The organism is Rheinheimera lutimaris, assembly GCF_013283795.1.
Taxonomy (GTDB): domain Bacteria; phylum Pseudomonadota; class Gammaproteobacteria; order Enterobacterales; family Alteromonadaceae; genus Alishewanella; species Alishewanella lutimaris.
The window spans coordinates 36,628-55,470 of record NZ_JABSOD010000016.1 but is presented as its reverse complement, the minus strand read 5'-3'; the positions used below and the strand labels follow the sequence as shown (position 1 = coordinate 55,470).

General features: G+C 50.7%; 20 protein-coding genes. 15 read left to right on the top strand and 5 right to left on the bottom strand.

Annotation, left to right across the window (positions count from 1 at the left end; all coding sequences use genetic code 11):
* The first annotated feature begins 47 nt into the window (after nt 1-47).
* A complete protein-coding gene (gene plsB, locus HRH59_RS14420) occupies nt 48-2,525 on the top strand; it encodes a glycerol-3-phosphate 1-O-acyltransferase PlsB (RefSeq protein WP_231702509.1) in 2,478 nt (825 codons plus the stop codon).
* Here the strand turns inward: plsB and tesB are convergent.
* A complete protein-coding gene (gene tesB / locus HRH59_RS14415) occupies nt 2,522-3,388 on the bottom strand; it encodes an acyl-CoA thioesterase II (RefSeq protein WP_173501981.1) in 867 nt (288 codons plus the stop codon). The genes plsB and tesB overlap by 4 nt on opposite strands.
* Nucleotides 3,389-3,458: 70 nt before the next feature.
* Between tesB and HRH59_RS14410 the strand changes: the two genes are divergently transcribed.
* Complete coding sequence (locus tag HRH59_RS14410; RefSeq protein WP_173501980.1) at nt 3,459-3,917, top strand: EVE domain-containing protein; 459 nt, start codon at nt 3,459-3,461, stop codon at nt 3,915-3,917.
* A gap of 53 nt (nt 3,918-3,970) precedes the next feature.
* Nucleotides 3,971-4,201, top strand: coding sequence for a hypothetical protein (locus HRH59_RS14405; protein ID WP_173501979.1), 231 nt, complete (start codon nt 3,971-3,973; stop codon nt 4,199-4,201).
* Between the two features lie 7 nt (nt 4,202-4,208).
* On the opposite strand, the gene HRH59_RS14400 is transcribed toward HRH59_RS14405, so the two are convergent.
* Together HRH59_RS14400 and HRH59_RS14395 are read right to left on the bottom strand one after the other, a co-directional pair.
* Nucleotides 4,209-4,703 carry a hypothetical protein gene (locus HRH59_RS14400; RefSeq protein WP_173501978.1) on the bottom strand — a complete coding sequence of 165 codons (495 nt, stop codon included), beginning with the start codon at nt 4,701-4,703 and terminating at the stop codon, nt 4,209-4,211.
* 61 nt (nt 4,704-4,764) lie between these two features.
* Complete coding sequence (locus HRH59_RS14395) at nt 4,765-6,516, bottom strand: DUF885 domain-containing protein (protein ID WP_173501977.1); 1,752 nt, start codon at nt 6,514-6,516, stop codon at nt 4,765-4,767.
* Between the two features lie 300 nt (nt 6,517-6,816).
* Between HRH59_RS14395 and HRH59_RS14390 the strand changes: the two genes are divergently transcribed.
* The 11 genes from HRH59_RS14390 to hemB all read left to right on the top strand — a co-directional run bounded on the left by HRH59_RS14390 (nt 6,817) and on the right by hemB (nt 15,370).
* A complete protein-coding gene (locus HRH59_RS14390; protein ID WP_173501976.1) occupies nt 6,817-7,845 on the top strand; it encodes a GGDEF domain-containing protein in 1,029 nt (342 codons plus the stop codon).
* 84 nt (nt 7,846-7,929) lie between these two features.
* A complete protein-coding gene (gene ubiE / locus HRH59_RS14385; RefSeq protein ID WP_173501975.1) occupies nt 7,930-8,685 on the top strand; it encodes a bifunctional demethylmenaquinone methyltransferase/2-methoxy-6-polyprenyl-1,4-benzoquinol methylase UbiE in 756 nt (251 codons plus the stop codon).
* The gene (locus HRH59_RS14380) at nt 8,685-9,293 is read left to right on the top strand and encodes a ubiquinone biosynthesis accessory factor UbiJ (protein ID WP_173501974.1); all 609 of its coding nucleotides are present in this window, start codon (nt 8,685-8,687) and stop codon (nt 9,291-9,293) included. Before ubiE ends, HRH59_RS14380 begins: the two co-directional genes overlap by 1 nt.
* Entirely contained in the window at nt 9,293-10,921 is a 1,629-nt protein-coding gene (gene ubiB / locus HRH59_RS14375; protein ID WP_173501973.1) for a ubiquinone biosynthesis regulatory protein kinase UbiB, read from the top strand. Before HRH59_RS14380 ends, ubiB begins: the two co-directional genes overlap by 1 nt.
* A 74-nt stretch (nt 10,922-10,995) precedes the next feature.
* Nucleotides 10,996-11,244, top strand: a complete 249-nt coding sequence (gene tatA, locus HRH59_RS14370) for a Sec-independent protein translocase subunit TatA (protein ID WP_173501972.1) — start codon at nt 10,996-10,998, stop codon at nt 11,242-11,244.
* 3 nt (nt 11,245-11,247) lie between these two features.
* Nucleotides 11,248-11,562, top strand: a complete 315-nt coding sequence (gene tatB / locus HRH59_RS14365) for a Sec-independent protein translocase protein TatB (RefSeq protein WP_173501971.1) — start codon at nt 11,248-11,250, stop codon at nt 11,560-11,562.
* Entirely contained in the window at nt 11,552-12,310 is a 759-nt protein-coding gene (tatC, locus tag HRH59_RS14360) for a twin-arginine translocase subunit TatC (RefSeq protein ID WP_173501970.1), read from the top strand. The genes tatB and tatC overlap by 11 nt, the downstream gene beginning before the upstream one ends.
* On the top strand, nt 12,307-12,822 hold the full coding sequence (locus HRH59_RS14355) for a hypothetical protein (RefSeq protein WP_173501969.1): 516 nt from the start codon (nt 12,307-12,309) through the stop codon (nt 12,820-12,822). The genes tatC and HRH59_RS14355 overlap by 4 nt, the downstream gene beginning before the upstream one ends.
* On the top strand, nt 12,819-13,634 hold the full coding sequence (locus tag HRH59_RS14350) for a TatD family hydrolase (RefSeq protein WP_173501968.1): 816 nt from the start codon (nt 12,819-12,821) through the stop codon (nt 13,632-13,634). Before HRH59_RS14355 ends, HRH59_RS14350 begins: the two co-directional genes overlap by 4 nt.
* Nucleotides 13,627-14,373, top strand: coding sequence for a GGDEF domain-containing protein (locus HRH59_RS14345; protein WP_173501967.1), 747 nt, complete (start codon nt 13,627-13,629; stop codon nt 14,371-14,373). The genes HRH59_RS14350 and HRH59_RS14345 overlap by 8 nt, the downstream gene beginning before the upstream one ends.
* Nucleotides 14,363-15,370: a porphobilinogen synthase gene (gene hemB, locus HRH59_RS14340; RefSeq protein ID WP_173501966.1), complete on the top strand. Its 1,008-nt coding sequence runs from the start codon at nt 14,363-14,365 to the stop codon at nt 15,368-15,370. The genes HRH59_RS14345 and hemB overlap by 11 nt, the downstream gene beginning before the upstream one ends.
* Nucleotides 15,371-15,493: 123 nt before the next feature.
* Here hemB and gppA read toward each other — a convergent pair whose 3' ends face one another.
* Nucleotides 15,494-17,035, bottom strand: a complete 1,542-nt coding sequence (gene gppA / locus HRH59_RS14335; RefSeq protein WP_173501965.1) for a guanosine-5'-triphosphate,3'-diphosphate diphosphatase — start codon at nt 17,033-17,035, stop codon at nt 15,494-15,496.
* On the bottom strand, nt 17,001-18,287 hold the full coding sequence (rhlB, locus tag HRH59_RS14330; protein WP_173501964.1) for an ATP-dependent RNA helicase RhlB: 1,287 nt from the start codon (nt 18,285-18,287) through the stop codon (nt 17,001-17,003). Before rhlB ends, gppA begins: the two co-directional genes overlap by 35 nt.
* 102 nt (nt 18,288-18,389) lie before the next feature.
* Between rhlB and trxA the strand changes: the two genes are divergently transcribed.
* The gene (gene trxA / locus HRH59_RS14325; RefSeq protein ID WP_173501963.1) at nt 18,390-18,716 is read left to right on the top strand and encodes a thioredoxin TrxA; all 327 of its coding nucleotides are present in this window, start codon (nt 18,390-18,392) and stop codon (nt 18,714-18,716) included.
* Nucleotides 18,717-18,843 lie beyond the last annotated feature (127 nt).

Sequence of the window (18,843 nt, the reverse complement as noted above, 5' to 3'; positions counted from 1 at the left end):
CAAGTTTCTCTGCAGCACGGTAATTTTCCGTTCTGTTTTGCCGTGCTATGCTTAGCACCTTTTTTGTGGTGGGGGATAAAGCGATGTTGCAGCCGGTAAAATTGTTTGCAGCTTTATTAAAATGGCCGTTGTGGCCATTATTAAAGTATAAAGTGGTGCCGGAGCAGCCGGTAGAAGAACTGGCACTGGATAAAAACCGCCCGCTGTTTTATGTCTGTACCACAGAATCTGCCGCCGATTTAGCCGCCATACGCCGTGTTTGCGCCGCACTGGATTTACCGGACCCGGCTGCTAATGTTAACCTGAATGGCACTGAACACCCGCGTACTTTGTTTCTGGAAAAGCCGCACACCTTAGTGTTTAAACGCGGCAAGACCACAGCATTAGAACAAGGCCGTGAATTGTTGCAGGCGCACCTGCAAGATCCAGCGTTAAATGCGCAGTTAGTGCCGGTAGCGCTGTTGTGGGGCCGGGCTCCGGGCAAAGAAAACAGTATCAAATGGTTGCTCGGCGAAGCACATGCGCCAAACTGGTTGGCTAAGTTATTAATTGTTCTGATCTCCGGCCGGCATAGCCTGGTGCGCTTCAGCCGTGCCGTATCGTTGCAGCAAATGGCGGCTCAGTTTGGTGCCGAAACAGCTACGGCACATAAACTGCTGCGTATGTCGCGCTTTCACTTTTACCGGCAACGCCTGGCGGCTACCGGGCCCAAGCTGGTAAACCGGGCCCAGTTGTTTAACTCCCTGCTGGCAGCGCCGGCGTTGAAGAAAGCCATCGATGATGAAGCCAAAAGTAAGCGCATCTCTGTAAAAGCTGCACGGCTGGAAGCGCGTAAACTATTGCTGGAAATAGCCGCTGATTACCGCGCCTCTACGCTGCGGGTTGGCGACAGAGTATTGCGCTGGCTTTGGCACAAACTTTATACCGGTATTAAGGTTAACAATGCCGATATGCTGCGGGATTTAGCGCAGAAAGGCCACGAAATCGTTTATGTGCCCTGCCATCGCAGCCACATGGATTACCTGTTGCTAAGCTATGTTATTTACCAGCAAGGCTTGGCACCACCGCATATCGCTGCCGGTATTAACCTGAATTTCTGGCCGGCCGGGCCTATTTTCCGCCGCGGCGGCGCCTTTTTTATCCGTCGTAGTTTCAGTGGTAATAAACTGTATTCTGCGGTGTTTCGCGAATATCTGTGTCAGCTGTTCAGTAAAGGCTATTCGATAAAATACTACAGCGAGGGTGGCCGCAGCCGCACCGGTCGTTTACTGCAGCCGAAAACCGGCATGCTGGCGATGACATTACAGTCCATGCTGCGCGGTATCGAACGCCCGGTAACCTTAGTGCCGGTGTATCTTGGCTACGAGCATGTAATGGAAGTGAACACTTACCTGCGCGAATTAAAAGGCTCCGGCAAGCAGAAAGAGTCAGCGTGGGGCGTACTAAAAGCGATCCGCAATTTGCGGGATTATGGCTATGGTTATGTCAATTTCGGTGAGCCTGTTACGCTGAATAACTATTTAAGTCAGCAGGTACCCGACTGGAAACAAAACATTCACCCGCTGGAAGTACAAAAGCCACAGTGGCTTAACCCGGTGGTAGCGCAACTGGCTGAGCAGATGATGCAGCGTATTAATCAGGCCGCGGCATTAAACAGCATCAACCTGATTGCGCTGTGCTTGCTGGCAACAGATAAACACACTCTGACCCGCGCTGAGCTGGCAGAGCAAATCAGTTTTTATCTCGAGCTGCAACGCTCAGTGCCCTACCATCATCAGATAACACAACCGCAAGACACTGCTGAGCAGCTTATTGACCATGCCCTTAGCCTGCGGAAGGTAGGGCAGCACAACGACAGTTTCGGCCAGTTAATCAGCCTGAATGACGACAATGCTATTTTGCTCAGTTACTACCGCAACAATATTTTGCATGTCTTTATGCTGCCGGCCATTATCGCCAGCGCTATCCTGCATCAACGCAATCTGAGCCTGGCGCAACTGACCGCTATAGTGCAGCAATTGTATCCGTTGCTACAGCAGGAGTTGTTTCTGCAAATCAGCTCGGTGGAAACGTACTGTGCCGCCATACTGCAGCAGCTTACTGCCAGCGGTCTGGCCGAGCAACACGGCGACAACTACCGTGCTCCGGTGCAGCACAGCAAGGGTTACTTTATGCTGAGCTTACTGGCACATAATGCCGAACACACACTGCAGCGTTACGCTATGGTGTTACAACTGGTTACCAGCCAGGGGCCGCAAAGCCGCAGCGAGTTGGAAAAACACAGCCACGAATTAGCCCAGCGCCTGTTGCAGCTACACGGCATTACCGCGCCGGAATATTACGACAAACAGCTGTTTGCCACTCTGGTTAATGCGTTGAAGGACAATGGCTACACTCACACTGACGAGCATAGCCGCGTCAGTGCGACTGCACAGCTACATCAGCTGAATGATACGGTCAGTCAGCTGCTGCGCAATGAGGTGGTGCAAAGTATCCACAGTATCTTACCAGCCACCGCGTCTTAGCGGCTGGTGGGGTAAGAGCGGATCACACCTTCCTGAATAGTAGAAGCCACCAGCTTGCCGTCACGGCTGTAAAACTGGCCCCGAACTAAGCCCCTGCCACCTGATGCGCTGGGGCTGTCTACCGCATACAGCAGCCAGTCATCAAAGCGAAAATCCTGATGAAACCACATGGCGTGGTCGATGGTTGCTACCTGCATATTCGGCGCCATAAATGACTTACCGTGCGGCTGCAACGCCGTGGGCAAAAAATTAAAATCTGATGCATACGCCAGCAAGTACTTGTGTACACGTAAATCATCCGGCATGGCGCCATTGGCTTTAAACCAAACATAGCGTTTTGCCGCGCTTACCTGAGCTTTAAACGGGTTTTGAAAGTCTACCGGGCGCATTTCAATCGGCTTTTCGCAAATAAATTTGCTGCGCAGGCTTTCAGGAATAAGCTCAGCATGTTGCTGATAAAACTCCAGGTCGGATACCAATTGTTCCGGCCCCGGCACTTGTGGCATAACGTCCTGATGCTCAAAACCGGTTTCTTCGGCCTGAAACGAAGCCGTTAAATAGAATATCGGTTTACCAAACTGAATAGCACTAACGCGGCGTGTGCTGAAGCTTTTACCGTCACGGATATTTTCCACCTCATACACTATCGGCTTGGCGGCATCTCCTGGTCGTAAAAAGTACGAGTGAAACGAGTGTACTTTACGATCTTCAGCAATGGTTTCTTTAGCTGCAGACAACGCCTGACCCATGACCTGGCCACCAAACACCGCTTTAAAGCCTAAGTCTTGACTCTGGCCGCGGTATAACCCCTGCTCTATGGTTTCCAGCTTTAATAACGCCAGTAAATTTTGTAGTACCTGCATGGCTGAGCCCTCTGTTTCGTTTGGCGGAAATATAATGCTATTCTGCCGCAAACTACGGAGATCAGCAAAGATGGCATATTGGTTATTTAAAACAGAACCGTCCGAGTGCAGTATTGATGACTTTGCCCGCGCGCCGCATACACCGGTAGTATGGGAAGGCGTGCGTAATTACCAGGCGCGCAATATGCTGCGTGATAATGTGAAACAAGATGATCTGGTGTTTATTTACCATTCCAGTTGCAAGCTGATTGGCATCGCCGGCATCGCTAAAGTGGTGCGGGAAGCCTATCCTGATCCAAGCCAATTTGACAGCGCAAGTCCTTATTTTGACGCAAAATCTAACATGGAAAAGCCGCGCTGGGTCGCGGTAGACCTGGTATTTGTCGAAAAACTACCTGCATTACTGGCACTGGACAAACTGAAAAGCCAGGCTAAGCTCAATGAGCTGCCTTTAGTACAAAAAGGCAACAGACTTTCAGTTATGCCGGTAACGTCAGCCCAGTGGCACCTCATACTGGAGCTTAGCTAAGCGGCAAACCGATTGCGCCTGAAACCTGTTATCCCTGATGGTTGGAGCCTGTTATGACAAACGAAAGGCGCCAGATGGATAAGGATATACACTTTTTCTGGGACGATCTTAATCTGGCACAAAAATTTTCCGTCGCTGAACTGCAACGGTTCGGTTACGACTTGTTATTTGTTCGTCACATTTCCAATGGCAGCATTGCTGTGCTCGCGGCCGGAGCCAAAATGGCCGCCATTGATATGGAAGGTCAGATAGATATAGAGCCTGCCGTCGTGCTGCGGCACTGACAAATACCTACAAACTACTGACTTTGGCTGGCTGCTCAGCGGCCAAAGTCGCTGCTACAATACAAAGCTGCAAATACGACATTAAGCTGTTGTTTTGCCACAACGGCGTTAGCCGGCTGTGTTTTTTCATCATCAGCTCTATCTGCGCCGGTTCTATACCTTTTTGCCGCCGCAACTGGTTGTTCAGCACCTGCTGTGGGCTTGCCGGCCGGCTGCAACATTCTTTAACCACCAGCGGCAAGGTTTGACACAGCACGCGTACCGCCTCCAGCTCGGCTTTATTCAATACTGAAACCGCTTCAGATTGCGGTAACTGCTGCTCCAGCATGGATTTTTGCTGCTCCGCCAGCTGAAATGCTGCTTGCTGCAACTTCAGCAGTTCCTGTTCCCGTATACGCAATTTTGCCTGTAAGCCTTTATTGGTTTTACCAATTTGCTCCATCTGCCACAGGATGTACAACATGGCTACCACAATCAAACCGATCAACAACATCCAGATCATGCTGTATATATTCCTTCATTTTTGTTCGGAACATGCCCTTGTAGCGCCATGTTCTGCTTTATTATTTATCTGACCCTTGTTGCCGGGCAATATAAGCGCGCACTTGCTGCTCCAGTACCGCCAACGGCAAGCTACCGTTACTCAGCACCACATCGTGAAACTCACGAATATCAAAGCGCTCACCCAATGCCGTCTGCGCTTCTGCTCTTAAACGCTTAATGGTGATCTCACCCAACTTGTAAGACAGCGCCTGAGCCGGCCAACTGATATAACGGTCAATCTCAGTGGTTACGTTGTGCATAGACAAGGCGGTGTTAGCGGCAAGAAAATCGATTGCTTGCTGCCTTGTCCAGCCCATGCTGTGCATACCGGTATCGACCACCAAACGCGCAGCACGCCACATCTCATAAGTTAAGCGACCAAAATTACTGTATGGCTGCTGATAAAATCCCATTTCCAGGCCTAAATATTCCGCATACAAGCCCCAGCCCTCGCCAAATGCCGAAGTATAAAAGCTGCGCCGGTAATCCGGCAGCTCGCTGTGCTCGCGTGACAACGAAATTTGTAAATGGTGGCCGGGCACTGCTTCGTGCAGTGTTAAGGCTTCCATTTCATACAACGGCCGCCGGTCTAACCGGTAGGTATTTACCCAATAGAAACCAGCCTGATCATCACGCGAAGCACCGGAATAGCGCCCGGTGGTGTATTTAGGTGCAATTTCTGCCGGCACTGGCACCACGCCATAGGGCGTGCGCGGCAAGGTTTTAAACAGTTTAGGCAATTGCGCATCAGCTTTTTTTGATAAGTAAGCGGCATAACGCATCAGCTCGTCCGGCGTTTTGGCATAGAATTGCGCATCAGTGCGTAAAAACTGTACAAATTCAGCAAAACTGCCGTCAAAGCCAAGCTCATCAATTACCTGCTGCATTTCGCTGCGGATACGCTTAACCTCGCTCAGGCCGATATCATGCACCTGCTGTGGCGTCAGCGCCAAGGTGGTGTAATGTTCAAGCCGGTTTTGATACCAGGCGACACCGTTGGGCAAATCAGAGGCGGCGATGCTGTCACGCGCCCCCGGCAGATACTGTTGCAGCATAAACTCATAAAAATCCTGATACGCCGGATTTACTGCAGTACGAATTTGTTCTGCCGCCTGTGTAGTCAGTTGCTGCCAGTCTGCATCATTGATATAGGCCGGCTGGCGCAAAAATGGCCGGTAAAACACACTTTGCGTAGCATCAGCCACCACATAAGAAATAATGCTTTGCTCAAAACCTTTAAGCACGGCTTTTGGCTGTGTAACACCGCTGGCCAACCCCTGCTGCATCCAATGAGTTTGCTGCTGCATATAACGCGGTATCGCGGCTAGTTTTTGAATATATAGCCGGTAATCTTCCGCGTTACGAAACACCGAACGCTGCGGCAAAAAGCCCAAATTGGTGTGAAAACCCGACTCTGAGGTTAACGGCATTAAATGTGCACCAAAACGATACTCGTCAATAGCATCGGCCAGGCGGTATTGTAAAATGGCGTAATTGATACGGTTCTGTTCAGACAAGGTTGTTACGTCCAGCTGCTGCAACTTAGCTTGCCATCCCAGCCGCTGCTGTTGGCGTCGCGCCAACGCGGCCTCTGACATGTCCGTCAGCTCACCCGGCCCTGCGTCACTCAACTGCTGCTCTGCCTGCCATAATTGTTGCGCCAATTCAGTAAAACTCTGGTCGGCACTTTGCCGGCTGAGCGCACAGCCGGTTAACAGCAAAGCAAATGCCAGGTTAAGTATTAATATCGGTGTTGTACCAGTGTTTTTCATTTTGGTTATTTCCACGGTTAAACCTCAGTCGATTGTAACCGCTTTGCAAACTGAGTACAGCAGACTTAACCGGTCAATATAACCGTTAATCTTGCTTTTCCCGCCGCTGCTTTTCTGCTTTACAACCTTTGCCGTGCTGATAAAGCCGGCGTTTTGCCTGCATTTTCACCGCTTTATCTAACTGCCGCTACAGAGCGGTTGCCAGTAATAAATATTCGCGTACTATGGCGTTGTCTATACAGCTTAACATCATGCCGGCCGCAGTTTTTTGTGCCGGCAAGCGGAGTTATAAGTGGTCTTATGAAGTACCAGGATTCACTGCAACAGGCGGGCGAAAAGGCGCTTAAGGTAAAAGCGTTTTTGCAGCGTGCTGCGCTGGCCGCTCACCCGGTTAATTATGCCGTATGCTATGAATATATCAGTGGCCATAACACAGCCTTGTGCCAGACCATTGAACAAAAACTACAGGCGAATGTGCCGCTGGACGATTTTGTGATGGCGGATTTATACAGCCGCTTTCTGACACCGGCCAATGTGCAACAGGAACAATTGTTACAAGACGCCGCCGGCATGGTAAGCCGCATGGCAGGCTACAGCGATATCGCCGCCGAGCAATTGGATGATTACCTGCAGCAATTAGATAACAGCGCTACACAGCTACAACATTGCGTTACGCATGACGAACAAGCCGGGCGTGCACTGGAGCAATTGCAGCAGCACACTGCTGCGTTTCGTCTGAGCCAACAGCAACTGTTGCAGCAATTACAGCAAACCCACCAGCAAAGCCACCAACTACGGCATGAACTGGAACAGTTAAAACAACAACGCTTACTGGACCCGCTTACCGGTTTGTATAACCGGCTGGCCATGCAAAATCAGTTAGATATCTGGTTCAGCGAGCAACCACAGCGGCAGATTGCTGCTATCGCAGTAGATTTGGACCATTTCAGTAGTTTTAACCGCGATTACGGCAATGCCATTGGCGATGTTATTTTGTCGAAAGTGGCGCGAAAAATCAGCAGTTATGTACAAAGCAGTGGCCTGCCGGTACGTTCCGGCGGAGAAGAATTTTTGATCTTACTGCCTGATGTCGACCTGCGCACCGCAGGTGAAATTGCCGAGCAAGTGCGCCGCGGCGTTGAGAAACTGCGCTTTGTGTCATCCCGCAGTAAAAAAACCTTACCCAAAGTTACTATTTCACTTGGCGTCTCACTGTATCAGCATAGTGAGAATTGGTATCAGTTTCTTGGCCGCACGGCACAAGTGCTGCAACTGGCCAAGCAATTGGGCCGTAATCAGGTAACCAGTGAAGCAATGCTGACAAGCTAAACGTGGTAAAAGCCAACAGATAAGTTGGCGACTGCGCCGTTATCTTTTACACTAGCCGCATTTATTTGCCTACAGGCCAGTCGCATGACAGAGCAGAACAACAATACTACCCACTTTGGTTTTAAAACCATTGATGCTAAGCAAAAGGTGTCGATGGTAGCAGACGTATTTCATTCTGTAGCCGCCAGATATGATCTGATGAACGACTTGATGTCGCTGGGTATTCACCGCTTATGGAAACGCTTTACTATCGACTGCAGCGGCGTACGACCGGGCCAGCAGGTACTTGATTTAGCAGGCGGCACTGGCGATATCACGGCATTATTCTCCAAACGGGTTGGGCCAACCGGTAAGGTAGTCTTAGCAGACATTAACGCCTCTATGCTGAATGTGGGCCGCGACAAACTGCGGGATTCAGGCTTAGTGAGCAATATTGAATACGTACAAGCCAATGCCGAAGCACTGCCCTTTGCCGATAACAGTTTTGATATTATCAGCATCGGCTTTGGCCTGCGTAATGTCACCGATAAGGACGCTGCGCTGCGCTCGATGTTTCGCGTGTTAAAACCCGGCGGCCGTTTACTGGTGCTGGAATTCTCCAAACCGGAACAACAGTGGCTGAGCAAAGTATATGATTTGTATTCTTTTAAACTGCTGCCGGCAATGGGCCAGTTAGTCGCCAATGATAAAGAAAGCTATCAGTATCTGGCGGAGTCTATTCGCATGCATCCGGACCAGGACACCTTAAAAGCCATGATGCAGGACGCCGGTTTTGCAGAAGTCAGCTACCATAACCTGACCGGTGGTATAGTCGCGCTGCACCGGGGCTATAAATTCTGATGCTGCCACTGCTGCCTCAGCTGCTGTGCGCAGCGGCTGAAAAAGCCGTGGCACGCCTGATAGCCATGGACCCGCAAGCCGCATCCGGTTTGGCGCGGTTACAAGGTAAGCAGTTATCTTTTCGCTTACGTGAGTGGCCGTTGACACTGGTACTCAGCGCAACCGCCGACAGTATTTTATTTAATCAGCACGACAACCCGGTTGACTGTGCTATTCAAACCGATCTTGCCAGCCTGCGTCTGTTGCGCGACCCTGCCCAGCTAACCAGGTTGATTAAAGCCGATGCACTGCAGATAAACGGTGATATTCAGGTTGCCCAATATTACAGCTATTTTTTTCAACAGCTTGACCCCGACTGGCAACAAAGCTTGTCCGGATATATCGGTGATGCCGCCGCACATAAAATTGCTCTTAGCCTGCGCCAACTGCAGCAGTACCTGGCAAATAAAAGCGGCGCTTTGCAGCAGCTGGGCTCAGAACTGGCGGTAGACGAGCTGAAACTGAGCCCTGCACCGGTTGAAATGGCGCAATTTAGCATGCAAGTCAGTCAGTTATCGGCACAAGTTGATGTATTGCTGCAACGCTGGCAACAGTTTCAGGAGTTATAGTGCGTATCAGCCGTTTTTACCACATTCAAAAAACCTTGCTGCAATATGGCCTGGACGAGTTAATTCCGCCGCAGTGGCAGCCATGGTATGGCAAGGTATTACGTCACAGCCTGTTTTGGCTGCGTAACCGCCACAAGGATAAAACCGTTGGCGAACGCTTACGGTTAGCCTTGCAAAGCTTAGGCCCGGTATGGGTGAAGTTTGGCCAGATGCTGTCCACCAGACGGGATTTGTTTCCGGCGCATCTGGCAGATGAGCTCGCCAAATTGCAGGACAAGGTACCGCCATTTGACGGCAAACTGGCACAAAAACTGATTGAGCAAGCGCTGGAGCTGGATAATATTGCCCAGCTGTTCGTCGGCTTTGAGCAAACGGCCCTGGCTTCCGCTTCTATTGCTCAGGTGCACACCGCGCAATTGCCGCTGGCCGACGGCAGCATGGCAGATGTAGTCATTAAGGTGATCCGGCCGGATATAGAGCGGCAAATCCTCGCCGATTTAGCCCTGATGGAAACCCTGGCCGATGCCGCAGCGCGCTTTTTGCCCGATGGTAAACGGCTGCGACCACGTGAAGTGGTGCAGGAATATCGCAAAACCATTCTCGATGAGCTGGATTTGCAACGCGAAGCCGCCAACGCCATTCAACTGCGGCGCAACTTCGACGGCTCAGACTCGTTGTATATTCCCTTTGTTTACAGTGACTACAGCCGCAGCAATGTGATGGTAATGGAGCGCATTTACGGTATTCCGGTATCGGATATTGCTGCCCTGCAAGCGCAAGGCACTGATATGGAACTGCTGGCCAAACGCGGTGTAGAAGTCTTTTTTACCCAGGTTTTTCGCGACAGCTTTTTTCATGCTGATATGCACCCCGGTAATATCTTCGTATCACGCGAAACCCCTGCCAACCCTAAGTATATCGGCATTGACTGCGGCATTGTCGGCACGCTGAACGCAGAAGATAAACGTTACCTGGCGGAGAACTTTGTCGCCTTTTTTAACCGTGATTATAAAAAAGTAGCCCAATTACATGTTGACTCAGGCTGGGTGCCGGCGCATACCAAGGTGGAAGAATTTGAAAGTGCTATTCGCACCGTATGCGAGCCGATTTTTCAAAAGCCACTGGCTGAGATCTCCTTTGGTAATGTGCTGCTGAATCTGTTCAGCACTGCCAGACGCTTTGATATGCAGGTACAGCCGCAACTGGTATTACTGCAAAAAACCCTGCTGTATATCGAAGGCCTGGGCCGCCAGCTGTATCCGCAGCTGGATTTATGGAAAACAGCTAAACCCTTTTTAGAAAACTGGGTTAAGCAGCAGGTAGGTTTGCCGGCTGTATGGCGTCAGGTAAAAGACAACTTGCCGTTCTGGGCAGAAAAGTTGCCGCAGATGCCCAACCTGTTGCATCAATATCTGGAACAAGGCCCGAAACAACAGCGCCAGTTGCTGCAACAGCTGCAGCAGCTGGCGCAACAACAACAACAGGCAAAAGCACAAATAGTTGCGGCAACCTTTGCTGCCGCCGGCCTGATCAGTGCTAGTATAGTGTTCATGCATAGCAACCCGTTTATTGCTGCGGCTTTACTGATTTTTAGCGTGCTGTGTGGTATTAAAGCTGCGGGAAAATAACCGGATTGTAACAATAAAGACATACTGTAGCGGTGGCAACGTCGCCGTTATTTACTATTCAACGAGGATAAACCATGTTCGGTAATATCAGTATTTGGCAGTTACTTATTGTTTTAGCGATTATCGTGCTGTTGTTTGGCACCAAAAAGCTGCGCGGCATCGGCTCTGATCTTGGCTCAGCCATCAAGGGCTTTCGCAACTCGGTTAAAGATGACGCCGACGACAAAGACAGCGATGAGACACCGGCACAATTATCTGAACACGCCAAAGCTGACGCTGATAAGTCTGCGACTAAACAAACTGCACCAAAAGATAAAGTGTAAATTATGGGCTTTTGGGAGCTGGTCGTTATTGGCGTAGTCGCCCTGTTAGTGCTGGGGCCCGAACGGCTGCCCGGCGCTATCCGCTCGGTGCACAAAACGGTGCGCAGTGTGAAGCAATTCGGCCAGCAAATGCAGGCCGAGCTTAATTCCGATTTACGGGCTCACGAGCTGCACCAAAAACTGAAAGATGCTGAAGCCAAGGGCTTACTTAATCTTACCGCGCAGGAACAAGCGGCTCTGGATGAATTAAAGCAGGCCGCAGCAGATGTCAATGCGCCTTTATCCTCTACCGGTAACGAAAAGAAACATGAGTCTTAACGCCAGCCCCGACAGCCTGCTCGGGCATTTAATTGAACTGCGTAACCGCTTGTTGCGCTGCGTTATCGCAGTAATCATTGTATTTGCTGCGCTGGCGTCGTTTGCGCAAGAGCTTTATCACCTTTTGGCAAAACCACTGATGGCTGTGCTACCGGAAAACAGCAGCATGATTGCCACAGACGTGGCTGCACCGTTTTTCGCGCCGTTTAAGCTTACCTTTATTGTCGCTATCTGTCTGGCTATTCCTTATGTACTGTATCAAGTGTGGCAATTTGTCGCACCGGCGTTGTATAAACGGGAAAAGCGCCTGATGGCGCCTTTGGTCATCAGCAGCACCCTTTTGTTTTACAGCGGCATAGCCTTTGCCTATTTTGTAGTGTTCCCGATTATTTTCGGTTTCTTTACCAGTGTGGCCCCGGAAGGTGTTACTGTCGCAACTGACATCAGCAACTATTTAGATTTTGTCCTCAAGCTGTTTTTTGCTTTTGGTTTATCGTTTGAAATTCCGGTCGCTATTTTACTGATGGTCTGGACCGGCGTAACCACCCGTGATGCGTTGGCAGAAAAGCGACCCTATATCGTAGTCGGTGCTTTTATCCTTGGTATGCTGTTAACCCCGCCGGATGTGTTGTCGCAGACCTTATTAGCAGTGCCAATGTGGTTGCTGTTTGAGTTGGGTTTAATGTTAAGCCGGTTTTACCAACCCCGCCCTGCAGAAGAAACCGAAGAACAGGAAGAGCAATTATGAAATATTTTCTGGCCGCTTGTGTTGTTATCACTGCCCTGCCACTGAATGCCGGCGCCGCCATCCCGCTTGAGCAAGCATTGGAGTTATGTCGCGCCGAACAAAACGCACTGCACCGTCTTACTTGTTACGATGCTATTACTGCCACAGAAGCCGCTGTCCCGACTGCAAGCAGCGCTAAGCCGGCAGCACCCGACACTCCGGCAACTGCAGCGCATGTTGCAGCCGTAGCTGATGCACCAACCACGGCTGAAGCCGACTTTGGTATCGAACACCGTAAAACAGTTGAAGGCGCAGCGGAGCAAATTTACCTGCTGGTTAAGAGTGTACAGTATAGCCCGCGCAAAGAACTGATTGTCGAGTTTGATAACGGCCAGGTGTGGCGCCAAAACGGCACTGACTACTATAAAATTGCCGCCGGTGAACAACACTATGTCAAACGCGGCGTATTAAACTCGTTCTTCCTTGGTAACGACAACAACAACCGCACTATCCGCGTACGGCGAGAAAAATGATCTGGTGCGATATCGGTGTCAATTTGTTCAGCAATCAGTTCGATCAGGATCGGGCAGAGGTGGTTGAACGCGCAGCGCAGGCCGGCATAGGCCAGTTGCTGTTAATTGGCAGTGATATCAGCGAAAGCAAACTTAACACAGCGTTTTGCCGGCAACACAGTGGTTGTTTCAGCAGCGCCGGTGTCCATCCACACCGGGCCGCAAACGTTGAAGCTGATTGGCTATCGCAGTTGTCTGAACTGATTCACGCAAACGAAGTCGTCGCCATTGGTGAATGTGGTCTGGATTTTAACCGCGATTTTTCGCCGCGACCGCAGCAGCAACAGGTATTTGCCGAACAATTGCAGCTGGCAAGCCAATTTAACAAGCCGGTGTATTTGCACGAACGTGACGCCTTTGATACCCAGTTGGCAATGCTGCAGGAACAGCCACCGGCGAAAGGCGTAGCGCATTGCTTTACCGGCGATACTGCGCAGTTAAAGGCCTGGCTGGATCTTGACCTGTATATCGGTATCACCGGCTGGCTGTGCGATGAGCGCCGTGGTGCAGTATTGCGTGAAGCGGTAGCTTACATTCCGGCCGACCGGCTGCTGCTGGAAACCGATGCGCCCTATTTACTGCCACGCAACCTTAACCCTAAACCAGCAGGCCGGCGCAACGAACCGGCGTTCTTACCAGCTATTGCTGCCATGGTCGCGCAGTTAAAACAAGCTGATATCAAGCAACTGGCCGAACAACAGTGGCAAAATTGCCAACGCTTGTTTAACACCGGGCCGGATAATCTGTTGCACAGGAGCCTGCACCATGGCTGATATGTTGCCTTACTTTTTGGCCGGCATAATAGCAGGCGCTTTACTTACCGGCATAGCCGCTGCTATTAAATTGCTGCGCTGGCAAAAAACTGCCGCCGAATTAGAAAGCCAACTGCGTTCACACAGTTTTGAACTGCAAATTACTCTGGATGAGCTGGCAGAAAAAAATCTGCAGCTGGAACAACAGAGCCTGACCGATGCCTTATCCGGCGTGTATAACCGTGCCTATTTTGACCGGCAAATGCGCGCCGAATTAAAACGCAGCCGCCGCGAACTGCGCACGTTGGCGCTGGTGTTGCTGGACATTGATCATTTTAAACGGCTTAACGATAACTTTGGCCACCTTGCAGGCGATCAAGCCATTACCGCCGTAGCACAGCTGATTAAACAGCAGCTCAAGCGCCCGGCAGATAAGCTATGCCGCTATGGCGGCGAAGAGTTTGCGTTAATTTTGCCCAACACCACGGCAGAAGGCGCATTGCAGCTGGCAGAGCAAATCCGCGGTGTACTGGCGGCCTCACCGCTGATGTGCAACCAGCAAGCCGTTACTGTTACGCTTAGTGCCGGCTGCTACGCCGCTGTACCGGGCCGTTACAGCGACAATGACGAATATATTGGTTTTGCCGATCAGGCACTGTATCGCGCTAAAGCGGCAGGCCGTGATCAGGTGCAAAGTTACCCGCCACTTACCGTGCCGCAACAGGCGGAAACCGTTACCGGAGACGTAGATGAACACTAATCGTTTTTTCCCTGCCAGCCGTTTACGCCGTATGCGCGAACATGATTTCAGCCGGCGCTTAATGGCGGAAAATCAGTTGACAGTAAACGACTTAATTTACCCGATGTTTATTATAGAAGGCAGCAACCAACGCGAAACCATCGCGTCCATGCCGGGTATTGAACGCCTGAGCCTGGATTTACTGCTGGCAGAAGCCAAAGAGCTGGCTGCACTGGGCATTCCGGCTATTGCGCTGTTTCCGGTTACCGCTGCTGACAAAAAATCACTGCAGGCCGAAGAGGCCTGGAACCCGGAAGCCCTGGCACAGCGCGCAGTGCGCTTGCTAAAGCAGCATGTGCCCGAACTTGGCATTATCACTGATGTGGCACTGGATCCTTTTACCACTCATGGTCAGGATGGCATTATCGATGACAGCGGCTATGTAATGAACGACATTACTACCGCCGCATTAATTAAACAGGCGTTGTCACACGCAGAAGCCGGCGCGGATGTTGTTGCCCCCTCAGATATGATGGACGGCCGCATTGGTGCTATTCGTGAAGCGCTGGAAGACGCCGGTTTTGTGAACACCCGCATTATGGCGTACTCAGCCAAGTATGCCTCAAGCTACTATGGCCCGTTTCGCGATGCAGTAGGCTCTGCCGGTAATTTAAAAGGCGGCAATAAAAAAACCTATCAGATGGATCCGGCCAACAGCAACGAAGCATTGCACGAAGTAGCACAAGATCTGGAAGAAGGTGCCGACATGGTAATGGTAAAACCGGGAATGCCGTATTTAGATATAGTCCGCCGGGTAAAAGATGAGTTTGGTGTGCCTACTTTTGCTTACCAGGTCAGTGGCGAATACGCTATGCATATGGCGGCTATTCAGAACGGCTGGCTGGCAGAACAGCCGGTAATTATGGAGTCTTTATTGGCGTTTAAACGCGCCGGCGCCGACGGCATTCTGACGTACTTTGCCAAAAAAGTGGCGATTTGGTTAAAGCAAGGCGGCTAAGACCCATCAACGCAGAAGCAGTGCGTCCACAGCAACACGCCGTAAACCCTTCCGTGGGGACTCGATTCACGCGTCCCTGCGTTCAACGGTTGCTTTAGAACGCACTGCTTCTCCGTAGCATCCTTATTTGATCAGCAGCTCCCAACCGGTTTGCTGCTGATACTGTACTTCCTGCTCCAACTCGGCCCGCATCAGCGGGTGCTGTTCCAGCCAGCCTTGCGGCATGCTCAGCGTTAATTGCTCGCCTTTGCTGCTGATATTTACCTGCGGCAGCACTTCGTGGCGCCGGCGCATCGATAAAATCACCGCCAGCCGCAAAATACGAGTTAGACGCACCGTTAGCAGCACTGATGTCATGGTTTGGCGGGCGATAATTTCACGACTGATATCAGCACGGTGGTTATGCACCAACGCCATAACTAACTGCTGCTGAGCACGGGTAAAGCCGGGTAAATCAGAGTGGTTAATAATATAGGCGCCGTGGTGATGGTGGTTTTTATACTCAATTAACAGGCCCAGCTCATGCAGCAAAGCGCCGCTTCTTAGCATGCTGTGGCCTTCAAATTTTTGTAAATCCCAGCGGCTTTGCAACTGATTGGCCAACTCACACGCCATCTCAGCCACCCGCTCAGCATGGCGCTGGTCAATAAAATAGCGCACCATCAGGCTGTTTACTGTGCGGTTGCGCACATCGTTGTTTTGCAGTTGCGGTAGCATGCTGTACAGCACACCTTCGCGCAGCGCGCCGCCGGACAAGGTCATGCCGCTGATATTTAACCGACGAAACAACGCAATTAAAATCGCCAGCCCGGACGGGAACACTTGTTTGCGCTCCTGCGCCAAACCCACTATGTTCAACTGTTCCATGCGCCCACACGCCAGTGCCTGCTGCATAATGTCTTCCAGCCGGCTAAGTGTAATGACTTCATCTTTTCCCTGAGCGACCAGGCATTCCTGCATTGCCTGCACTGTGCCGGATGCACCAACAGCCAGTTGCCAGCCGGTTTGCTGATATTGCTGCGCTATAGCCAGAGTTTGCTGCTCCGCCGCAGCAATCGCGCGGTTAAAATTGTCTTCGCTCAGCTCGTCATCGCTGAAATATTTTTCCAGATAAGTAACACAACCCATATTCAGACTGGATAACAACAATGGCGTAAAACCGGCGCCAATTACTACTTCCGTACTGGCACCACCGATATCGATAACTAAACGGTTACTGTCACTGTTAGAGGTGTGCGCGACACCGAGATAAATAATGCGGGCTTCGTCTTCACCGCTGATCACGGTCACTTTCTGGCCCAGAATGGCTTCGGCTTCTTTGAGGAAGGTTTTGACATTTTTTGCCAGCCGCAGTGTAGCGGTACCGACAATACGGATGTTTTGCGGCGGGATATCCTGTAAACGCTCAGCAAATAATGCCAGGCATTCCCAACCGCGTTTCATCGCTTTGCGGCTTAATACCAGATTTTCATTTAAGCCGGCGGCCAGGCGAACTTTGCGTTTTACCCGGCCTATAACCTGCACCGAGCCACCAACAACCTTGACCATCAGCATATGGAAGCTGTTTGAGCCAAGATCAATCACCGCATAGATATCCTGATGCGGTGATTGGCCGGTCGTTAAGGCCGGATTAACGAGGACGGTTGCGAGGAGCTCTTGCGCCATTACTGCTACGTCCACCCGGGCCACTACGACTGCCGGTTCTGGCCTGGCCGGCACGCCGGCGCACCCGTGGTTTAGGCGTTTTTATATCGTCCAGCAGTGCACTGGCATCATACTGGCTTACCGGTACCGGATGACGAATATAGTCTTCAATCGCCGTCAGGTTCAGTGCATAACGCTCGCAGGCAAAGCTGATAGCTTTACCGCTCTCACCAGCCCGACCGGTGCGGCCGATACGGTGCACGTAATCTTCACAATCGTCCGGTAAGTCATAGTTGAATACATGGCTTACTTTAGGAATGTGCAAGCCACGGGCGGCTACGTCTGTTGCCACCAGAATATCCAGCTTGCCACTGGTGAAATCCTCTAAAATGCGCAGACGCTTTTTCTGGATCACATCACCGGTAAGCAAACCTACACGATGGCCGTCAGCCTCAAGCCAGGCATGGACTTCTTCACACCAGTGTTTGGTGTTAGCAAATACAATAGCCTTATCCGGCCATTCTTCTTCCATCAGCGTTAACAGCAATGGCAGTTTATGTTCGTCTGACGGATAAAACAGCTCTTCACTGATACGGCTGCCGGTCATTTCTTCCGGTGCAATATGGATGTGCACCGGTTGGTTCATTTTTTCAAACGCCAGTTCCTGTACCTTATAAGACAAGGTAGCTGAGAACAACAAGCTTAAGCGCTCTGTCGCCGGCGGCATACGGTTAAACATAAAGCGGATGTCTTTAATAAAGCCCAAATCGAACATGCGATCAGCTTCGTCCAGCACCACTACCTGAATTTGTGATAAGTCGTACAGGCCTTGTTTTAAATAGTCGATTAAACGGCCTGTGGTACCAATTAAAATATCTACGCCATTTTCCAGCAACTGGCGTTGAGTATCGTAGCCCTCGCCCCCATAAATTAAACCAAGACGTAAACCGGCTTTATCGGCCAATATTTTTGCGTCCTGATGGATCTGTACCGCCAGCTCACGCGTAGGTGCCATGATGATGGCGCGCGGCTGACCAGAACCTTTGGGCTCATGGGTAAGCAAATGGTGGAAAGTGGCTGTTAAGAACGCCAATGTTTTACCCGTACCCGTTTGGGCCTGGCCGGCAATATCTTTCCCGGCGAGAGCCAGTGGTAAACATTGCGCCTGAATGGGCGTACAATAGCCGTAACCTTGCGCGGTTAACGCGTCAAGAACCTGTGGCGCCAATGCGAAATCGGCGAATTTATGCGAAGTTAAGTGTGTTTTATTCATACGGCGCTAAGCATAACCGTTACGCTTGCAATAAGGAACAGCCACGTTTAAATTGATAACACTTTTTTGCAGCAAGGCTGCATAGCACTAGCGGAGACATAAATGAGCGAACAAATTTTACAGGTTTCTGACGACAGTTTTGAAACCGACGTACTGAAAGCCGACGCACCGGTTTTAGTCGACTTCTGGGCGGAATGGTGTGGTCCATGTAAAATGATCGCTCCTATTCTGGAAGACGTGGCAAAAGAGTATGCCGGTAAAGTAACCGTGGCCAAAGTTAACATTGACCACAACCCGAATACGCCGCCAAAATTTGGTATTCGTGGCATTCCTACACTGTTGTTGTTTAAGAATGGCCAGGTTGCCGCCACTAAGGTTGGCGCACTGTCTAAAACGCAATTGAAAGAGTTTTTAGACGGTAACATCTGAATAAACTGAAAAAAGGCGTATTTTTATACGCCTTTTTCTGTTTCATCGCTGGACGCACATGTAGTCAACTGCTATTGTGTAGCCAATAAAACGTTCTAAACCACGCTTGTCTGTCGAAAAACCACTT

Bases quoted from the DNA above. Each gene is read 5' to 3' on its own strand.
- HRH59_RS14405 (WP_173501979.1), top strand. From the start codon at position 3,971: ATGACAAACGAAAGGCGCCAGATGGATAAGGATATACACTTTTTCTGG.
- HRH59_RS14380 (WP_173501974.1), top strand. From the start codon at position 8,685: ATGCTGCCACTGCTGCCTCAGCTGCTGTGCGCAGCGGCTGAAAAAGCC.
- tatB (WP_173501971.1), top strand. From the start codon at position 11,248: ATGGGCTTTTGGGAGCTGGTCGTTATTGGCGTAGTCGCCCTGTTAGTG.
- HRH59_RS14400 (WP_173501978.1), bottom strand. From the start codon at position 4,703: ATGATCTGGATGTTGTTGATCGGTTTGATTGTGGTAGCCATGTTGTAC.
- ubiE (WP_173501975.1), top strand. From the start codon at position 7,930: ATGACAGAGCAGAACAACAATACTACCCACTTTGGTTTTAAAACCATT.
- plsB (WP_231702509.1), top strand. From the start codon at position 48: ATGCTTAGCACCTTTTTTGTGGTGGGGGATAAAGCGATGTTGCAGCCG.
- rhlB (WP_173501964.1), bottom strand. From the start codon at position 18,287: ATGAATAAAACACACTTAACTTCGCATAAATTCGCCGATTTCGCATTG.
- tesB (WP_173501981.1), bottom strand. From the start codon at position 3,388: ATGCAGGTACTACAAAATTTACTGGCGTTATTAAAGCTGGAAACCATA.
- hemB (WP_173501966.1), top strand. From the start codon at position 14,363: ATGAACACTAATCGTTTTTTCCCTGCCAGCCGTTTACGCCGTATGCGC.
- HRH59_RS14410 (WP_173501980.1), top strand. From the start codon at position 3,459: ATGGCATATTGGTTATTTAAAACAGAACCGTCCGAGTGCAGTATTGAT.
- HRH59_RS14395 (WP_173501977.1), bottom strand. From the start codon at position 6,516: ATGAAAAACACTGGTACAACACCGATATTAATACTTAACCTGGCATTT.
- tatA (WP_173501972.1), top strand. From the start codon at position 10,996: ATGTTCGGTAATATCAGTATTTGGCAGTTACTTATTGTTTTAGCGATT.
- HRH59_RS14350 (WP_173501968.1), top strand. From the start codon at position 12,819: ATGATCTGGTGCGATATCGGTGTCAATTTGTTCAGCAATCAGTTCGAT.
- trxA (WP_173501963.1), top strand. From the start codon at position 18,390: ATGAGCGAACAAATTTTACAGGTTTCTGACGACAGTTTTGAAACCGAC.
- gppA (WP_173501965.1), bottom strand. From the start codon at position 17,035: ATGGCGCAAGAGCTCCTCGCAACCGTCCTCGTTAATCCGGCCTTAACG.
- HRH59_RS14355 (WP_173501969.1), top strand. From the start codon at position 12,307: ATGAAATATTTTCTGGCCGCTTGTGTTGTTATCACTGCCCTGCCACTG.
- HRH59_RS14345 (WP_173501967.1), top strand. From the start codon at position 13,627: ATGGCTGATATGTTGCCTTACTTTTTGGCCGGCATAATAGCAGGCGCT.
- HRH59_RS14390 (WP_173501976.1), top strand. From the start codon at position 6,817: ATGAAGTACCAGGATTCACTGCAACAGGCGGGCGAAAAGGCGCTTAAG.
- tatC (WP_173501970.1), top strand. From the start codon at position 11,552: ATGAGTCTTAACGCCAGCCCCGACAGCCTGCTCGGGCATTTAATTGAA.